Consider the following 19,654-nt stretch of genomic DNA (forward strand, 5'->3'; position numbering starts at 1 on the left):
ACTTTTGCAGGAGCGACAAAAATATATGCTTTCATTTAAAACAAATATAAACAAAAAGCCTTTCACATCTAACCGTAGTTAGTAGAAAGGCTCTTTCGGCTTTTGGTTGGGTTATGTTGGTTATTTTAGAATTGTAAATTCACAACGTCGGTTAATATCATATTCTTCATCAGTGCAAATACCTTCTTTAACACATTTGTTAAGCGGCTGCATTTCTCCATAACCTATGCTTTTTAATCTATCTCTGACTATGCCTTGGCTTACCAAATATTCCAAGGTTGAAGCTGCACGTTGTTTTGATAACTCTAAATTATATTGGTCTGGACCTCGTGCATCAGTATGAGCAGAAACTTCTACTTCCATAGATGGATACTTTTTCATTAAATCTACTAAAACATTAAGGGTAGTAGCAGCATCTTCTCTAATATCTGATTTATCAAAATCGAAGAAAATTTTATCCAGCTCTACTTGTACAAGATCGGTATCTTTTTCTTTAACACGCTCTTCTGCATCTGCAAAAGACTCTAAACTTAGGTAGATATTATGTTGTACTTTCCCTTTACTATCTGTAGAGAATTCTACATCTTGAGGAATGTACGCTTTTCGTGTACCTCTTACTTTATACTTTTTATTTGGCTCTATTTTAAATATATAATAGGCATCTTCTCCTACAATGGTATCCTGAATTACAGTTCCTGTCTCATCAAATAAAGTTACCAAAGCACCAGATAGCAATTCTTTACTATTTAAATCTTCTACCACACCTTCAACTTGATAGAATGTAAGCGGGTTCTTTTCTCTTTTGAAACCAAATAGTCTATCGTATCCTCCTCGGTTGGAAGACACAAAACCTTTATTATCTTTTTCTCTAACTACATAGGCAAAGTCGTCTAAAGGGCTGTTAATTGTGCTTCCTAAGTTTACAGGCTTATCAAATTCGCCGTTTACCAAATTACTTCTAAACACATCTAATCCGCCATAACCTAAATGTCCTATTGATGAAAAATACAACACATTATATTTACTTATAAATGGAAATTGTTCCCTGTGTTTGGTATTAATGGTTTCTCCTAAATTCACTGGTTCGCCATAGGTACCATCCTCATTTATGACTACTTTAAAAATATCGAAACTCCCTAAAGTCCCAGGCATATCACTAGCAAAATACAAGGTTTTCTCATCTTTACTCAACGCTGGGTGCTCTGTACTATATGCGTTTGATGTAAATGGTAGTGCGGTAACATTGGTCCACTCTCCATCTACCAATTCTGCTTTATAAATTTTAATATGCGCAATACGTTCTTCATCTGTTTTCTTTCGCGTTGTATTTGTTCTATTAAAATACATGGTTTTACCGTCTTTTGTAAACACAGCACTACTCTCATGGGATTCTGTATTTATTGATGCTGAAAATGGTTCTACATTTTCTAGTACATTTTCACTTGTTAAAGTGCCGCTATACAAATCTAAATACGGTAAGTTATTCCAAGAATATGCTGGGTTTTCTGAATTTCTTGCGGATGCAAAAGCTACTTTATCATCTCCATAAAACGACAAGCCAAAATCACTACTAGAATTTCTATTTTCTATTTGCTTTAATTTAAAGGTATGCGGAGTTGTTTTATCTGTTTCCTCAATAAAAGCTAAAGTATTTATTTGCTTATTGTAGTAGCGTCTTAAATGCTTATCTGCTTCTTTGTATTCCTTAACTCCTTTTAAAGCTTGGGCAAATCTAAAGTGATATTCAATATCAATTGAATCTCCATATTGCACAAACAGCTCCCTGTATGTTTTTATAGCTTTTTGAAGACTGGCATTATAATAATAGCTATCAGCTAAATTCTGAAGTACTTCTTGATTTCGTTCTTTGGTTTCATAAATTTCAGCTGCATCTTTATAAGCTCTCATCTCAAAAAGCTTATTTACACGCTTTAAATTTTTCTTTTGAGCAAACCCTATTCCACTAACTAATAAAAGGCTTGCAAGTATGTATATATGTTTTTTCATGTTTCCTAGTATTATATGTTAGAAGAATCTTGGGGAACGATCATACCCATTTTTAAATCCGAATAAATCCACATCAAATAAAATGAATATCTCATGGGAACCTGAATTAAAATCCCCCAAGTTATTGGTTGTATAATCGTAGGCATACCCTATTCTTAAATCTGGAGTAACTCTAAAATTTACCAGAGCACTCATTGCATCTCCTAAACGGTAGCCTAAACCTGCTTCTAATTTTTCATTTATTAAAACGTTAGCAGTAATATCTAAAGCTAATGGTGCTCCCTTAACTGATCTCGCCATAAATGCGGGCTTCAGCTTTAATTTTGAGTTAAGATCAAAAACATAACCTCCTGTAAAGAAGTAGTGTACACTCTCTACACCTGTTGCTTTGATACCGTTTTCGTTTTCAAGATGTTTTGTAGACAACATATTGGGTGCCGAAATACCTAAATAATAATGCTCTGTAAAAAAGAATGCACCTATACCTAAATTCGGGAATGCACGATTAAGGTTTTCATTAAATGCGATATCTCCACTTGCTGGTCCGTTTTGTAATTGCAAACCATTAAAGTTGGTATCAAACATGCGCACACCTGCTTTTAATCCGAAAGAAATTTTTGTTTCTATACCAACTGGTAATACGTAAGCGAAATCTGCAAAAATGTTATTCTCGTTTACTATATCTCCAATGTTATCATTAGTAAATGACACACCCATCTCTATTTTATCGTTAATGGGTGTGTGGGCAAAAAAGGTTCCGGTTCTTGGCGCTCCTTCTAAGCCTACCCATTGGGTTCTGTATAATCCACCAAGATTTAAAATACCTTCTTCTGCTGTCGCATAAGCTGGATTAATCACACTCATGTTATACATATATTGTGTGAACTGTGGATCTTGTTGTGCAAAACTTTGTAATGACAGGAACGTCAAACTTAACAAAGCAGCTATTTTATGATATATATTTAAATGTTTCATTTGTCTAAATTTTGCTTTATCTATAAACTATCTGCTTAAGTATAAGCGTCCTTGTTCTGGGGCATCCACCCCGTTATTAAATCTAAAAATATAGAAGTACACACCCACTGGTAAGTCGCCTTTTACAACAACTCGTCCTTGGTTTGATGTACCATCAAATCGTGCTGTGCTTGCATTACCTTTATATACTATATTTCCGTTTCTGTTAAATATCTCTAATTCAAAATTTGGATAAATGATACTTAAGTTGTCAATATCATAAGTGTCGTTTACACCATCTCCATTTGGCGAGAATCCATCGGGTAAACTTAATTTTCCACAAGCCGTAATATCAGGTACTACTTCTAATCTCACAGAACTCTCACATCCTGTAGCTTGGTCGATTAAAGCGGCATAATATGTAAAAGGACCCAGTTCGGTATCTTCTGAAATTTGATTTCCGCCTATTGGTGCGTCATACCACACTATATTGTCTAATGTAGCTTCGTATTCTACAATATTATCTGATAATGTACTTAGCGTTGGACCATCATTGATACAATATGTTTCTGTACTATCTTCTAATGTAGGCGTTAGTGCATCATTTATAGTAACATCAACACGTTCTGCCACTGATGATTCACACCCAGTATTATTTGTTTGTGTAGCGTAGTAATCTTCTCCGTCTACTAATGCATCTGTATCTGTAACTGGGGATGTTAGCGCTGCATCTTCGTACCAATTTACAGTTCCTGTAGCACGGATGCTATCGCTTAAATCAGCCACAACTGGCATATCCGCTAAACAAAATGTAGGGTTAGGCTCTAAAATAATTACTGGTAAACTATCATCGATAGTCACTGTAACATCGGCTGTTGCATCTAGAGAACATGGTGTGGTCGCGACTACTGTGTAAGTGTATATGCCTTCATTATCTACTGAAGGATCAAACACTCCTGTACCACTAATTAAAGCTGGAGACCAAGTTCCTCCTGTTTGTGCATCGGTTCCTAAAAGTGTAAATAGATCTGTAGTACCATCTCCAGCACATGCCGCTAGTGATGCATTAACTCCTGCATTTGGCGCTTCAACCACATTTACTTCTACATCACTACTTACTGTACCACAAGCATTTGTAATGGAATATGTGTATATTCCTGATGTATCTATTGCTGGATCGAAATCTCCCGTACCACTTGTTAGGGCAGGAGACCATGTTCCTCCTGTGTCTGCAGCACCTAATAATCCAAATAAATCTATTATCCCATCAGAGCTACAAATATCTATGTTTGCACCTGTTCCTGCGCTTTGTGGTTCTTCTATAGTTACTGTGATAGTTGTACTCATATCTAAACAAGGGGCAGAGGCAACTACATAATATGTAAATTCATAACTTCCTTCCATAAACCCATTAACATTATAAACTGTAGGGTTAGAAGCTACAGCCCCAGTATTATCTGTACCTTCGTACCAAGTTCCATTACTATCTTGAGAGCCATCTAAACCTAAGTTTAAATCTATGGTAGTATTATTACATGAAATTATAGGGTTAGCCGCTAAACCTCCTGAATTAGGGGTTTGATATACTCTTGCTGTCACAGCTGTTCTTGTCGAAGACTCACATGTTGTACCTGCAATATCGGTTTGGGACGCATAGTATATAGTATTATCAACTAAGGTATCTCCGCTAGAAAGTAAGTTTCCATCAGTTAAAGCGTCGTACCATCTGATATCAGCACCTGTAGCTACTAAATCCCCTACTGTAGCACTATCACAAAACTCTTGAGTAGCATTAGCCGTTGGTGCTGTAATATCATTTATTATAATACTTACAGTAACGTTAACATCATCACAACTTCCAATGGCGTCTACATCATAAGTAAAATTATATGTTCCTACTGTAAGACCATCAATAGTTACTAAATTTCCTGTAAGCGCCCCTGTAGTATCATCATCGTTCCAACTTCCTATTTGGTCTTCATCCGTTAATAAATCGAATAGATCATAGGTTTGTCCTGTAGTAACTTCTGATACACAAAACTCTACAGGTGTATTTACAGTTCCTGATTCTGGAGCGTCTTCCACTGTAACTGTTACGGTTGAACTATTTGTACATGTATTTACATCTGTAATAGTATATGTAAAACTGTATGTCCCTATGACCAACTGTGTTAAATCTACATCACTTCCTGTTAAAGCACCTGTTGTATCATCATCTGTCCAAGTACCTCCTACGTCTTCTCCTGTTAACTGACCGAATAGATCTAAAGGCGAATTTGCAATCAATTCGTTTTCACAAAATGTGGCGGGAGATGGTGTACCTGTATTTGGTAATGGGTTGATAATTATCTGAACCGTTACCAATGGGTCATCACAACTTCCTATAGCGTCCACATCAAAAGTATAATTATACGTTCCTGATATTAAACCAGATAAATCCACTGTATTTGGGGTTGTGGCTCCTGTATTGTCTGTACCAACATACCACGTTCCTGTTTGATCTTCATTCTCTAACAAATCGAATAAATCATAACTTGACGGTGCTGATCCTTCACAAAACTCTGGGAAAGCAGCTACTGGTGTTCCTGATTCTGGAGCATCCTCAATTGTAATAACTACTGTTGTACTATTTGTACAATTATTTACATCTGTAATGGTATAAGTAAAGTTATAGCTCCCAATGGCTAATACGGTTAAATCTACATCGCTTCCTGTTAAAGCGACTGTTGTATCATCATCTGTCCAAGTACCTCCTGCGTCTTCTCCTGTTAACTGACCGAATAAGTCTAAAGGCGAATTAGCTACTACATCATTTTCACAAAATGTAGCAGGCGATGGTGTACCTGTATTTGGTAATGGGTTGATAATTACCTGAACCGTTACCAACGGGTCGTCACAACTTCCTATAGCGTCCACATCAAAAGTATAATTATACGTTCCTGATATTAAACCAGATAAATCCACTGTATTTGGAGTTGTGGCTCCTGTATTGTCTGTACCCACATACCATGTTCCTGTTTGATCTTCATTCTCTAACAAATCGAATAAATCATAACTTGACGGTGCTGATCCTTCACAAAACTCTGGGAAAGTGGTAACCGGTGTTCCCGATTCTGGAGCATCTTCAATTGTAATTGATATTTGCTCAGCGTCTGTACATGTACCGTTATCTATTGTATATGTAAACAAATAAGGGCTACCCGCTACTGTAAAACTTGTAATGTCTATAGGATTAGTTACTGTAGTATTGGCAGCATCTGTCCATGTACCAGAATTATTATCTTGAGAACCATCTAAGGCATCAAATAAATTAAATGGTGAGTTTCCTGTTAAATCATTTTCACAAAATGTTTGATTTACTGCATTTCCAGCATTTGGGTCTACCAAAATAGTAACTTGAACCGTAGTAGATTCTTCCGGACAAGGGTTTGGTAACAGGTTGTGCGTATAGGTAAAATTATAAGTACCAGGTGTAAAAGCTCCTGTAGTTAAGTCTATTGGAGATGTAACAACTGGATCTGTACTTAATGTACCTTGCGTCCATTGTCCTCCTATATCTTCGTTATCTAGTAATGAAAATAAATCTAAATCAGTTGGTAAGCCAGATTCACAATATGAAGCAGGATTAGCTGCTGATGGTGTACCAGAGCTAAAAGTTTCAAAAATTTGAATCGTTACTGTTGCAACTGCATCTGGACAAGCTCCAGTACTTGGAACTGTGTATGTAAATATGTAAGTACCAGCCGCTAATACTGATATGTTTACTGTACCTCTAAAACCATTTGAAGTTGTTAAAGGTCCTGCCCATGTGCCCGTATTATCGGGTGTTCCTCCCAATTCATCAAATAAATCAAAAGCACCTGGTAAACTATCATCACAGTACTCTAAATTTGCTGAGCTTCCTGCTTCGGTTGGTGTATCAATAGTTACCGTAACAGCTACCGGATTACTTACACAAAATATATCATCTACTTGAACATAATACGTGTTACCATCTACCAACGGTGTTGTTGACGATAAAGCTGGAGGTATCGGATCTCCAGAACCATCTAAACTGTCATACCACAGAAAATTTGTTGATGCTGTTCCTGGATCTAAATTTCCAACCTGTGGATTAGTATCAGCACAAAATTCCTGAGGTGTGGCTGGCGTAGGATCAGTTGGTGCTGTAAAGACACCTACTTGACCTATTTCAATTTGGCTTCTACAGCCTCCATTATCTACAAAAACAATATAGTAGTTTGAGGCTCCAACGGGGATAGCATCTGTTGGATTAGCTTGATTCGTTAAATCGAAATCATTATACACTTCTACTGCGCCTCCTGAAGGAATGCTTCCCAGAAGCACATCATCAATATAGGTTTGGATTGTGGCACTTTCGTTACTACAATAAATACGATCAAGGTTTTCTCCAGAAGGATTCACTTGAAAGTCAATTGTAATAAACGGTCTAACAACACATGAACCAGAATTATTATCTGCATAGTATGTACCTTCAGATACTAGTTCATTGGTGTTAAATGGCGTGCCACCTGTAAGTGCATCATACCATACTATACCATCGCCATTATCTGTGGCAAGAGTATTCAAATCACTAAATGTATAGCCAGAAGCATCACATATTGGAGGAGGGTTTGGATCGCTTATTGTGGGACATTGTGCTGTCATTGAAAATGACACTAACAAAAACAATAAACTAAAGTATATACCTAAGTATATATTCTTTGAGATAGGTTTGTTTTTCATTTTAAATGGTTAAAAATCATATTTAATAGCAAGGAAACTTAATGATGATATTTATAAGCAAATCTTCATCTTAATATTTTTCCGACTGCAATTTAACTGATTTTTTTGTATTTCATCGATTTTTTTAAATAAAATTTACTTTTTATCGAAAAAAACAATCACTTAAACTGAAAAACCCACCAAATTAGGTGGGCTTTTTATGTAAGATATTTTTTATTTATTTAATGCTGTAACTCTTCTTCTCCGTCTTTTAGAGGTATGTGTTGAGGTACAAAATCTTCATCATGTCCTGGTTTACTATAATCATATGCCCAACGGTGTACATGAGGAATCTCTCCCGGCCAGTTACCATGGATGTGCTCTACTGGCGCTGTCCATTCTAAAGTTGTAGATCTCCAAGGGTTTTGAACAGCTTTCTTTCCAAAGAAAATACTAGCAAAGAAATTGTACAAATAAACAATTTGTACAACACCTCCAACTAAGGCAAATATAGTGATGATAACATTTACGTTGGCTACATCATCAAATAGAGGGAAATTACTATTTGTGTAATATCTTCTTGGTAATCCTGCCATTCCAATAAAATGCATTGGGAAAAACACACCATAAGCACAAACTGCTGTTACCCAAAAATGAATATAACCTAAATTTTTATTTAGCATTTTACCGAACATTCTAGGAAACCAATGATATATTCCTGCAAACATTCCATATAAAGCTGATATACCCATTACTAAGTGGAAATGTGCTACTACAAAGTACGTATCGTGTACATTAATATCAAGCGCACTATCTCCTAAAATAATTCCTGTTAATCCTCCTGTAATAAATGTAGACACAAAGCCTATAGAGAATAACATAGCTGGATTCATCTGTAGATTACCTTTCCAAAGTGTTGTTATCCAGTTGAAGGCCTTAACGGCTGATGGTATAGCAATTAATAACGTTGTAAATGTAAATACAGAACCTAAGAATGGATTCATTCCTGATATAAACATATGATGTCCCCATACAATTGTTGATAAAAATGCAATTGCTAAAATAGAGGCAATCATAGCACGATATCCAAAAATTGGTTTACGTGAATTAGATGCCATAATTTCAGAAACCAGTCCCATTGCAGGTAATATTACAATATAAACCTCTGGATGTCCTAAAAACCAAAATAAGTGTTCAAATAAAACGGGGGATCCTCCTTGATAGTGTAATACTTCACCTTGTATAAATATATCTGACAGGAAAAATGATGTTCCAAAACTTCTATCCATTATGAGTAATAAGGCTGCAGATAATAATACAGGGAATGAGATAATACCTATTACCGCTGTGATAAAAAATGCCCATATAGTTAATGGAAGTCTTGTCATAGACATTCCTTTAGTACGCAAGTTTATGACTGTAACAACATAATTTAATGAGCCAAGTAAAGATGATGCTATAAATATTGCCATTGAAACCAACCAAAGCGTCATACCCATGCCTGAACCGCCTTGTGCTAAAGGTAAAGCACTAAGTGGTGGATATATTGTCCATCCAGCAGCAGCAGGTCCTGCTTCAACAAACAAAGAAATTACCATGATAACACTCGATAAAAAGAATAACCAGTAGGATACCATGTTTAAGAAACCTGAAGCCATATCTCGTGCTCCAATTTGTAACGGAATTAATAGGTTACTAAACGTACCACTTAACCCTGCCGTTAAAACGAAGAATACCATTATAGTACCATGTATCGTAACTAACGCTAAATATATATCGGCATCCATAACACCATCAGGTGCCCACTTTCCTAATAATGCTTCAAAAAGCACATTAGGTTCTTCTGGCCATGCGATTTGCATACGGAACATTAAAGACATCATTACACCAATAACTCCCATAATAGTACCAGTGATAAGGTACTGTTTAGCAATCATTTTATGGTCTTGACTAAATATATATTTAGTTATAAACGTTTCTTTATGATGATGTCCGTGGTCGTCGTGAGCGTGAGTATCTGCGTGTGCTGACATAATCTTATATCGTTTTTCTTTTTGTATTAGTTAATTAAAGAGTTTTTGAATTCCTTTTGCTCCTTTATCCAAGCTTCATATTCTTCTTGTGTTTCTACCACAATTTTCATCTGCATATTGTAATGCGATTTTCCACAAATCTTATTACATAATAAAAGATAATCAAACTCATAGGGTTCTAGAGCATCTTCGCCTTTAGCGGTTAATGCTTTACTTTTTTCTAATCTTATATTATTGATGTTCTTAACCTTTTCCTGCATATCAGGTGTTTGCCTCATATCTGTAGTAGTCACTGTTGGAGTAAATCCAAACTGTGTGATCATACCTGGAACACAATTCATTTGTGCTCTAAAATGTGGCATGTAGGCCGAATGCAAAACATCTTGAGATCGCATTTTAAATAATACCGGTCTGCCTACTGGTAAGTGTAATTCTGTAGTAATAATATCATCCTGCGCATTAGGGTCTGCCTCATCCAAACCTAAAATATTAGCACGATCTATATCAATTAATCTAACATTGGCTTTTCCTAAAGTGTTATCTGCACCAGCATATCTTGCTTTCCAGTTAAATTGTTGAGCATATAACTCCACAACTAATGGATCATCACTCTCATCAACACCCATGATGTTAATCCAAGTATTTAAGCCATATATGATTAAACCAGCTAATACAATAACTGGAATAATAGTCCAGATAAACTCTAACTTATTATTATCTGCAAAGAATAAAGCCTTCTTTCCTTTTTCACCTTTGTACTTAAAAGCAAAATAGTGTAATAAAAACTGAGTGACTGTTTGTACAAAGAAGATAATAACTAAAGAGATAACCATTAAATTATCTATAGTTGGTCCATGCTCTGAAGCTGAATTTGATAATAGAGGCAAATCCCCCCATTTAACACAACTTATAATAGTTATTATATAGATGAAAGCTAAAAAGCCCATCATCAAATATCCATTTATGGTATTATCCTTATCTGTAGCTACACCAGCAATGTCATTTTCGTTTTTAGCTTGAGCTAAGTCGAAAATTTTAACCATCTGCCAAATGGCTATTAAAATAAATACTAAAACTATAATTGTTAATAAAGCAGTCATTGTTATCAGTCGTCTTTATTTATATCTTAATTAATAATGAAAATCTTCGCTTTCCTTTCTAAATGGGTAACCTTTTACCAATAGTGGTGCTTTTGTTAATGCCGTAAATACAATAAAAATGAATAATCCAGCAAATAATAAAATTGAACCAATTTCTGGTATACCAATAAACCATCTATCTCCAACAGTTGCAGGCATAATCATATTGAAAACATCAATGTAGTGCCCAAATAATATTACTAAACCTGTCATGACAACAAACCAAGGAATACGCTTGTAATCTGCATTCATCAACATTAATATTGGGAATACGAAGTTTAAAACCACCATGCCTAGGAACGGTAATTTGTAATCGTTAAAACGTGTAATGAAATATGTTACTTCTTCAGGAATATTTGAATACCAAATTAGCATGAATTGTGAGAACCATAGATAAGTCCAGAAAATACTTATTGCAAACATGAACTTTGCTACATCGTGTAAATGGTTTTCATTTACAAACTCTAAATATCCTCTAGATTTTAAGTAGATTGAAATTAAAGCTATTGCTGTAATTCCACTTACAAACATACTAGCAAATACATACCATCCAAATAGTGTTGAGAACCAGTGTGGATCTACACTCATAATCCAATCCCAAGACATCATAGATTCTGTATATATAAAGAATACTAAGAATCCCGCAGTCCATTTAAATAACTTTTTAAAACTTGCTTTATCTTCGGTTTCTTCGATATTTCTAGATAATTTTCTGGAAATATGTCTGTAAAAACTCCACCCAGCTATAAATATAATTCCTCTTATGGCAAATCCGTAGATATTTAACCATCCTGATTTTCCTTGAATTAACTTATCATGAGCTACAACTTCAGGATCCATCCAAATGAACAAACTATTATGTCCAAGATAATGAGATGCTAATGCTATGATTAAAACAATAACAGCGCCAGGTAACAAATACGCTGTTATACCTTCCATCACTCTAAATAATACAGGAGACCATCCTGCTTGTGATGCTATTTGTATTGCATAAAATGCTAAACAGCCTAATGCAATCATCATAAAGAAAAATGCCGCTACATAAAGTGCAGACCAAGGTCTGTTAGCTATTTGGTGTTGTACATGCTCTACATGCTTTTTATGAGCGTCTTCTCCTGCATGAGCATCGTCACTATGAGAATCTCCATGTGCTTCAGCTACCCCATGTGTATCGTGACCAGAAGTTGCATGAGCAGCTTCTTCTCCGTGTCCGCCTCCATGATGTGCTTCCTCAGCAAGTAAGTGCTCTACTTCTTCAAAAGATTTATGAGATGTCATAAAACCATATCCTACTCCTAATATTCCAAGTACAACTAGGATGATAGAAAATGTCTTTAATTTATTTGAAAATGTGTACATATCTATATAATCTTATCTTCTTACTTTTCTAAATCTGCTTTTAACTTTAAAACGTAAGATACCACTTGCCAGCGTTCTTCTTCGTTTAGTTGATTTGCGTAACTCCCCATTGAGTTTTTACCATAATAAATAGTATGATAAATACTGCCTTCATTTATAGCTCTACCAGCATCGTCATAACTAGGAATCCCTAATATTTTTTCTCGCTTTACCAACTTACCTTGCCCGTTACCTTTATTACCATGACATATACCACAGTAAATCTCATATAATTCTTTACCTCTTTCTAAATCTACATCAGTAGAATCTAAAGGGCTCTTTAGGGTCGCTTTTGCTAAATCGTAGCCTTCAGTAGAATTTTCAATATCGAAAGGAATATAGCCTCTTGGAATACTTCCTGGAGCTGGTGTCCTAGCTTCCATTCCATTTTCGAACATTTTGTTTTCTCCGTAAGTTTCATAACCAGCAGATTCATACATATTAGGCATAAATTGATAGTTTGGTGCAGAATCTTTTTTACAAGACACAGCTACAAACACTACTGCTATTACCAAAATTTTAATTAAGCTCTTCATAAAACTATATTAATGCGCTTCTTTATCTACAATATTAATTTCTACTGCTCCCGTTTCTGCTAATAAGCTTTCTAACTCATTTTCATTTCCGTGTATAGCTATTTCCATTAAGAAATGATCATCAGTTGTTCTAGGATCAGGATTTTCAGCTTTTTTAAATGGCCACATTCTACTTCTTAGATAAAATGTAATTACCATTAAATGCGCTGCAAAAAACACCGTTAACTCAAACATAATGGGAACAAATGCAGGCATATTTTCCAAGTAACTAAAACTTGGCTTTCCTCCTATGTTTTGAGGCCAATCTTTAATCATAATGAAATTCATCATTACAATTGCAACTGTTAACCCTACTAAACCATACATAAATGCAGTAATTGCAATTTTTGTTGGTTCTAGTCCCATGGCTTTGTCTAAACCATGTACAGGAAAAGGTGTATATATTTCTTCAATATGATGCTTTTCTGACTTAACCTTTTTAACGGCAGACATTAATACATCATCATCAGTATAGATAGCGTGAATAACTTTTGAAGCTTCCATTGACTATGTTTAGTTTATTAATTTTTTAGCTTGTCCTGACCAATCATCACGTTCTGCTCTTCCAGGGAATGAACCGGTAATGCTGTCTAACAAATCATATTCTTTTTTGGTCATTTTACTTACCTGAAGGAACGTATAAATACCAATACTGTTTAAAACTTCTTCCATTTTAGGACCAACACCACTAATTTTCTTTAAATCATCAGCCGTTTGAGAAGAGGCATCAAATGTCCCAATACTTTCAAGTAATGAATTTGTCATTTCAGACTTATCTTCATCAGATATATCAGTTTTTGGTGCATCTGTTTGAACATCTATTGCCTTAATTGAACTTCCTGAAGTTCTCTCATCAGCACCTGTTCCTACTAAACTTTTACCAGAATCTCTTAAATTCTTGTATCGCTCTCCTGAAGATTTCAATATAGTCTTAACTTCAGCCTGAGCAATTACAGGGAATGTTCTAGAATATAATAAGAACAATACAAAGAAGAATCCTATAGTTCCTATGAAGATACCTATATCTACAAATGTTGGTGAGAACATAGTCCATGATGATGGTAAGTAATCTCTATGTAATGATGTTACGATGATTACAAAACGCTCAAACCACATCCCTATATTTACCACAATTGAAATAGCAAAAGAGAACATGATACTTGTTCTTAATTTCTTAATCCACATAAACTGTGGAGAGAATACGTTACAAGACATCATCATCCAATAAGCCCAAGCGTAAGGACCTGTTGCTCTATTTAAGAATGCGTACTGCTCATATTCTACACCAGAGTACCAAGCAATAAATAACTCAGTAATATAGGCTACACCTACTATAGAACCCGTAATCATAATTACGATGTTCATTAACTCGATGTGCTGTACTGTAATATAATCTTCTAGGTTACATACCTTTCTCATAATAATAAGAAGTGTATTTACCATAGCAAATCCTGAGAATACCGCACCAGCAACAAAATAAGGTGGAAATATTGTAGTATGCCAACCAGGGATTACAGACGTTGCAAAGTCAAAAGATACAATAGTGTGTACAGAAAGTACAAGTGGTGTTGCTAAACCTGCAAGTACTAGAGATACTTCTTCAAAACGTTGCCAATCTTTAGCTCTACCAGACCATCCAAAACTTAATAATGCATATATTTTCTTTTGAAATGGTTTGATTGCTCTATCACGTAACATCGCAAAATCAGGTAATAAACCAGTCCACCAGAATACTAACGATACTGATAAATACGTTGAAATTGCAAATACGTCCCAAAGTAGCGGCGAATTGAAGTTAACCCAAAGTGAACCAAATTGATTTGGAATTGGTAATACCCAGTAACCTAACCAAGGACGACCCATGTGAATAATTGGGAATAAACCTGCCTGAACTACTGAGAAAATTGTCATTGCTTCTGCAGAACGGTTAATTGCCATTCTCCATTTTTGACGGAATAGTAATAGTACCGCAGAAATAAGTGTTCCTGCATGACCAATACCTACCCACCAAACAAAGTTTGTAATATCCCAGGCCCAACCAACAGTTTTGTTAAGACCCCAAGTTCCAATACCCGTTGATATTGTGTATAATATACATCCAATTCCCCAAAGAAAAGCCGCAAGTGAGATACCAAAAACTATCCACCAGTGCTTATTGGCTTTTCCTTCTACAGGTTTTGCTACATCCACAGTAACATCGTGGTATGATTTTTCGCCTGTAACTAAAGGTCTTCTAATAGGTGCTTCGTAATGAGACGCCATATTTAATTGTTTAATTGTTTATATGTTTAAAAGCTTAAAGCAATGCTACTTTTAACTTTCTAACTTTTACTTTGTTACTTAAAATTATGCTTCGGTTGTATTTCTCACTTTTGTTTGGTAGATCACATTTGGTTTTGTGCCAACATGCTCTAACAAGTGATACATACGGTTATCTTCTTTAAGTTTTGCAACTTTACTTTCCTTATCATTAATATCTCCAAATACCATTGCACCAGAGCTACATGCTGCTGAACATGCTGTTTGGAATTCTCCATCTTTAATTTCACGCCCGTCACGCTTCGCATCAAGAATCGTTTTTTGTGTTTTTTGAATACACATAGAACATTTCTCCATAACACCACGAGAACGTACCACAACGTCTGGGTTTAATACCATACGTCCTAAATCATCATTCATATGATAATCGAACTCATCGTTTCCGTTGTATAAGAACCAGTTGAAACGACGTACTTTATAAGGACAGTTGTTCGCACAATATCTTGTACCTACACAACGGTTATATGCCATGTGATTTTGACCTTGACGACCGTGAGATGTTGCTGCTACCGGACAAACTGTTTCACACGGTGCGTGATTACAGTGTTGACACATTACAGGCTGGAATGCTACTTGAGGATTTTCTGACGGATCTTCCATTTCTCCAAATCCACCTAACGAACCTTTATCTCCCCAAAGTCCTGAAAATTCTTCCTTTTTAGTATCATCTGCTTCAAATGTTTCATCTGAAGAATAATATCTATCAATACGTAACCAATGCATATCGCGGCTACGACGTACTTCTGTTTTACCAACAACTGGTACGTTGTTTTCTGAGTGACATGCAATTACACAAGCTCCACATCCTGTACATGCATTCAAATCTATAGATAAATTAAAATGATGCCCAATAGAACGATCAAACTCATCCCATAAGTCAACTTCAGGAGAAGTAACTGGAGTCTCTTCGTGATTTAATGATACTACTGGTACTGGGTTCCAGTATTTCTTATCTTTTGTATTAAATACCTCTAACGTAGTTTCTTTAACAATATCTCCACGTCCCATTAAGGTATTGTGCAATTGTACACAAGCAAATTCATGCTCTCCACCTACAGCTTCAACTGTTACATCTTGAACTGTGTTGAAGTTTTGATATAAAGGAAATGCATCAACTCCTGTTTGCATTTCTGTTTTTAACCCTAGTTTTTTTCCATACCCTAAAGCTAAACCAACAGAACCTTTTGCTTGACCTGGTTGAATAATCACAGGTGCAGTAACAGAAACTCCATTAACAGTAACTTTAGCGTAGCTACCATTTAATGCACCATTAGCAACGTTAGTATTAGTTAAACCTAGTTTTTCTGCATCAGATTTAGAAACTGTTAAATAGTTATCCCATGATGTTCTCGTAATAGGATCTGGAAATTCTTGTAACCATGGGTTATTGGCTTGTTGCCCATCGCCCATACCTACTTTGGTATATAATGTTAATTCTAAACCATTAGACTTAGCAGAGGTAGCTAATGCTCTTGCTGCATTCCCTGACGGTGCTTCAATATCTTCTTCATTTATAGCTCCAACTTCTTCAGCTAGAGTTCCAACATAAACACCATCGTGTAAAGCCTTGTTAAATGAACCGCCTCCTAAGATATCAGAACCCCAAGTTGATTTTATGTAATCGTGATATGAACTATCATTTCCAGTCCATTTTAATAAAGCTTCTTGAAATTGTCTTGTATCAAATAAAGGACGTATAGTAGGTTGTGTTAAGGCGTAATGGCCTTTTTTCAATTCTACATCCCCCCAAGATTCTAAGTAATGTGGTGCAGCTGCAGTATATTGACATTGTGAAGCTGTTTCGTCTTCTTTTAATGAAAATGCTACAGACAATTTTGTTTTCTTTAAACCTTCTAAAAAGTCTGCCGAATTTGGCAACGTATAAGCTGGATTTACACCACTTATTATAATAGCACCTACTTTACCTGCTTTCATATCAGCAATTAATTGCGCTACTGTTTTATCGTTACCTTGTCTTGTTTTTCTAGGTGTTTTAGAATCGAATGCTTTACTATTTAAAGCTTCATTTATTTCTAAAGCTACAGTTTGCGCATTCACATCCTGAATACCTGCAACTAATACACCTTTACTTCCTGCTTTCTTTAATTCTGAAGCTGCTTTTGTAGCTGCTTCATTTATATGTTCTGGTAAATCTGTAGATACAGAACCTCCAACAACTAAACTGTATAATTTAGCTAATACTTGTTTTTGTTGACTTGGCGTTAATGGCACACGTTTATCTGCATTTGCACCAGACAAACTCATGTTAGATTCAAATTGAATATGACGTGACATCTTACCATGATCTGGAATTCTATTTTTAGCATATCCAGAATCAAATCCTCCTCCTTGCCAATCGCCTAAGAAATCTGCTCCAACAGATACAATTGTCATTGCTTTAGCAAAATCGTAATTTGCTAAACCTCTTTCTCCATATTTTGTTTGAAATGCGTCTAAAGCTGCTGATTCTGAAACCGCATCATACTGCACATGACTTACATTACCATATTTTTCAGAAAATTCAGCTACTAACTTATTTGTAGATGGACTTGCATAAGTTTGAGTTAACAACACAATACTCTTATTTGCAGCTGCTATATCCGTTAAAGCTTTAGTAGTTTCAGCATCAAAATCATCCCAAGAAATAGCTTGACTACCTTTTTTTGGTCCTTGCACTCTTAAACTGTCATACAAACCTAAAACAGAAGCATGAACTCTGGCGTTCGCACTACCATTAGTAGCTGCCATTGCATTATTTTCTATTTTTATAGGACGACCTTCTCGAGTTTTTACTAAAACACTTGCAAAATCAAAACCATCTGCAATTGTAGTTGCATAATAGTTAGCAACACCTGGAATAATTTCAGTTGGTTGCACTACATAAGGAATTGATTTTTTCACTGGTCCTTCACAAGCTGTTAATGAAGCAGCAGCTGTTGTAAAACCAACATATTTTAAGAAATCACGACGTGTTGTAGATGTAGACTCCAACGTTTCCTTATCTCCTAAGAATTCATCAGTAGGAATCTCCTCTACAAATTCGTTTTGTTTTAGCGTCTCAACAATAGAGCTATTTTCGTTTAGCTCTTCAACACTTTTCCAGTATTTCTTGTTTGATGACATATTGTTTACTAGTTATTAGTTGATGGTTATTAGTTGTTAGTTTCCCTAAACTAAAACCGTTACTTTTTCGTTATTAATAATGACACTTACCACATTCAAGCCCACCCATTTGAGCCGCTGTTAAATTCTCAACGCCATACTTCTTAGACAACTCTTCATGAATCTTTTCGTAGTACGCATTATCTTTTACTGCTACATTAGTCTCTCTGTGACAATTAATACACCATCCCATAGTTAATGGCGCATGCTGATACATCACTTCCATTTCTTCTACTGGCCCATGACAAGTTTGACATTCAACACCTGCAACCGTAACGTGTTGTGAGTGATTAAAATATGCGAAATCAGGTAAGTTATGTATTCTAACCCATTTTACAGGTTTTGTTTCTCCTGTATATTTTTGATTTTCATCATCCCATCCTACCGCTTCGTAAAGTTTTTTAATCTCTGCATTATAATCGATACCATATTCACTTAAACCTTCTTGCTGTGTTTCATCAGCAACCTGGTAAATTGATTTATGACAGTTCATACAAACATTTAAAGACGGTATTCCAGAATGTTTACTTACTCTTGCAGATGAGTGACAGTATTTACAATCAATACCATTATCACCAGCGTGAATTCTATGTGAATAATGAATAGGTTGCACAGGTTCGTAACCCTGATCTACCCCGATTTGTGATAAATAACCGTAAACAAAATACGCACTAGACAACAAAAAGAAAATCGCTACAACAATCATTAAAAATTGATTTTGTACAAATGCTTTCCAAAGTGGTGTTCTCTTAGTTGCTTCTGGTAAATCTATACCTTGTGCAGAAGCAAAGCGACGTAACGTTTTATTTACTAGATATAGACCAGCAGCTAATAAAATAAATAATATAGCTAAAGCTCCTAAGATTATTTCATTTGAAATCCCTCCAGAATTACCACTTCCTCCTCCTTCAGGAGTTACAGCTACAGCAGCTGCAGCTGGTGCTTTTTTCTCCTCAGCAGTGTAAGCTAAAATATTATTTATATCATCATCCGATAATTGTGGAAATGCAGTCATTGCCGCTCCACCATATTCGTTATAGATTTTGTTTGCGTAAGCATCGCCAGATTTAATAAGAGCCGAACTATTTCTAATCCAAGCATAAATCCAATCCCTGTCAAGACCTTGCTCTTCTGACAATCTCGCTTCAACATTACGTAATGCAGGTCCTGTCATCTTTTTATCAAGCTGATGACAAGCAGCACAATTTGCGTTAAATAAAGATTTTCCTTTTGCTGGGTCTCCTTCCTGAGCCGAAAGAGAGAATGTAAATGCTAATAATACAATTAAGCTCGTGCGAAGAACATACTTGCTTAATTTACGGTGAATCACCTGTTTCATATT

General features: G+C 35.6%; 11 protein-coding genes. All 11 read right to left on the bottom strand.

What is annotated here, in order from left to right; all coding sequences use genetic code 11:
* Positions 1-120: 120 nt before the first annotated feature.
* Positions 121-2,007, bottom strand: coding sequence for an OmpA family protein (locus EYD46_RS07510; RefSeq protein ID WP_130936461.1), 1,887 nt, complete (start codon positions 2,005-2,007; stop codon positions 121-123).
* A gap of 18 nt (positions 2,008-2,025) precedes the next feature.
* Positions 2,026-2,982, bottom strand: a complete 957-nt coding sequence (locus EYD46_RS07515; RefSeq protein ID WP_130936462.1) for a PorP/SprF family type IX secretion system membrane protein — start codon at positions 2,980-2,982, stop codon at positions 2,026-2,028.
* 27 nt (positions 2,983-3,009) lie between these two features.
* Positions 3,010-7,707 carry a gliding motility-associated C-terminal domain-containing protein gene (locus EYD46_RS07520; protein ID WP_130936463.1) on the bottom strand — a complete coding sequence of 1,566 codons (4,698 nt, stop codon included), beginning with the start codon at positions 7,705-7,707 and terminating at the stop codon, positions 3,010-3,012.
* Between the two features lie 221 nt (positions 7,708-7,928).
* Positions 7,929-9,719 (bottom strand): cytochrome c oxidase subunit I, encoded by a 1,791-nt coding sequence (locus EYD46_RS07525; protein WP_130936464.1) that lies wholly within the window; start codon positions 9,717-9,719, stop codon positions 7,929-7,931.
* A 26-nt stretch (positions 9,720-9,745) separates the two neighbouring features.
* Positions 9,746-10,819, bottom strand: a complete 1,074-nt coding sequence (locus tag EYD46_RS07530; RefSeq protein WP_130936465.1) for a cytochrome c oxidase subunit II — start codon at positions 10,817-10,819, stop codon at positions 9,746-9,748.
* Between the two features lie 30 nt (positions 10,820-10,849).
* A complete protein-coding gene (locus EYD46_RS07535) occupies positions 10,850-12,217 on the bottom strand; it encodes a quinol:cytochrome C oxidoreductase (protein ID WP_130936466.1) in 1,368 nt (455 codons plus the stop codon).
* A gap of 20 nt (positions 12,218-12,237) precedes the next feature.
* Positions 12,238-12,792, bottom strand: coding sequence for a c-type cytochrome (locus tag EYD46_RS07540; protein ID WP_165454357.1), 555 nt, complete (start codon positions 12,790-12,792; stop codon positions 12,238-12,240).
* A 9-nt stretch (positions 12,793-12,801) separates the two neighbouring features.
* Positions 12,802-13,335: a DUF3341 domain-containing protein gene (locus EYD46_RS07545; RefSeq protein ID WP_130936467.1), complete on the bottom strand. Its 534-nt coding sequence runs from the start codon at positions 13,333-13,335 to the stop codon at positions 12,802-12,804.
* Between the two features lie 9 nt (positions 13,336-13,344).
* Positions 13,345-15,093: an NrfD/PsrC family molybdoenzyme membrane anchor subunit gene (nrfD, locus tag EYD46_RS07550; RefSeq protein ID WP_130936468.1), complete on the bottom strand. Its 1,749-nt coding sequence runs from the start codon at positions 15,091-15,093 to the stop codon at positions 13,345-13,347.
* A gap of 84 nt (positions 15,094-15,177) precedes the next feature.
* Complete coding sequence (locus tag EYD46_RS07555; protein ID WP_130936469.1) at positions 15,178-18,273, bottom strand: TAT-variant-translocated molybdopterin oxidoreductase; 3,096 nt, start codon at positions 18,271-18,273, stop codon at positions 15,178-15,180.
* Between the two features lie 73 nt (positions 18,274-18,346).
* On the bottom strand, positions 18,347-19,651 hold the full coding sequence (locus tag EYD46_RS07560; RefSeq protein ID WP_130936470.1) for a c-type cytochrome: 1,305 nt from the start codon (positions 19,649-19,651) through the stop codon (positions 18,347-18,349).
* Positions 19,652-19,654: the final 3 nt, after the last annotated feature.

It is taken from the genome of Hyunsoonleella pacifica (assembly GCF_004310335.1).
In the GTDB taxonomy this organism is placed as follows: Bacteria; Bacteroidota; Bacteroidia; order Flavobacteriales; family Flavobacteriaceae; genus Jejuia; species Jejuia pacifica.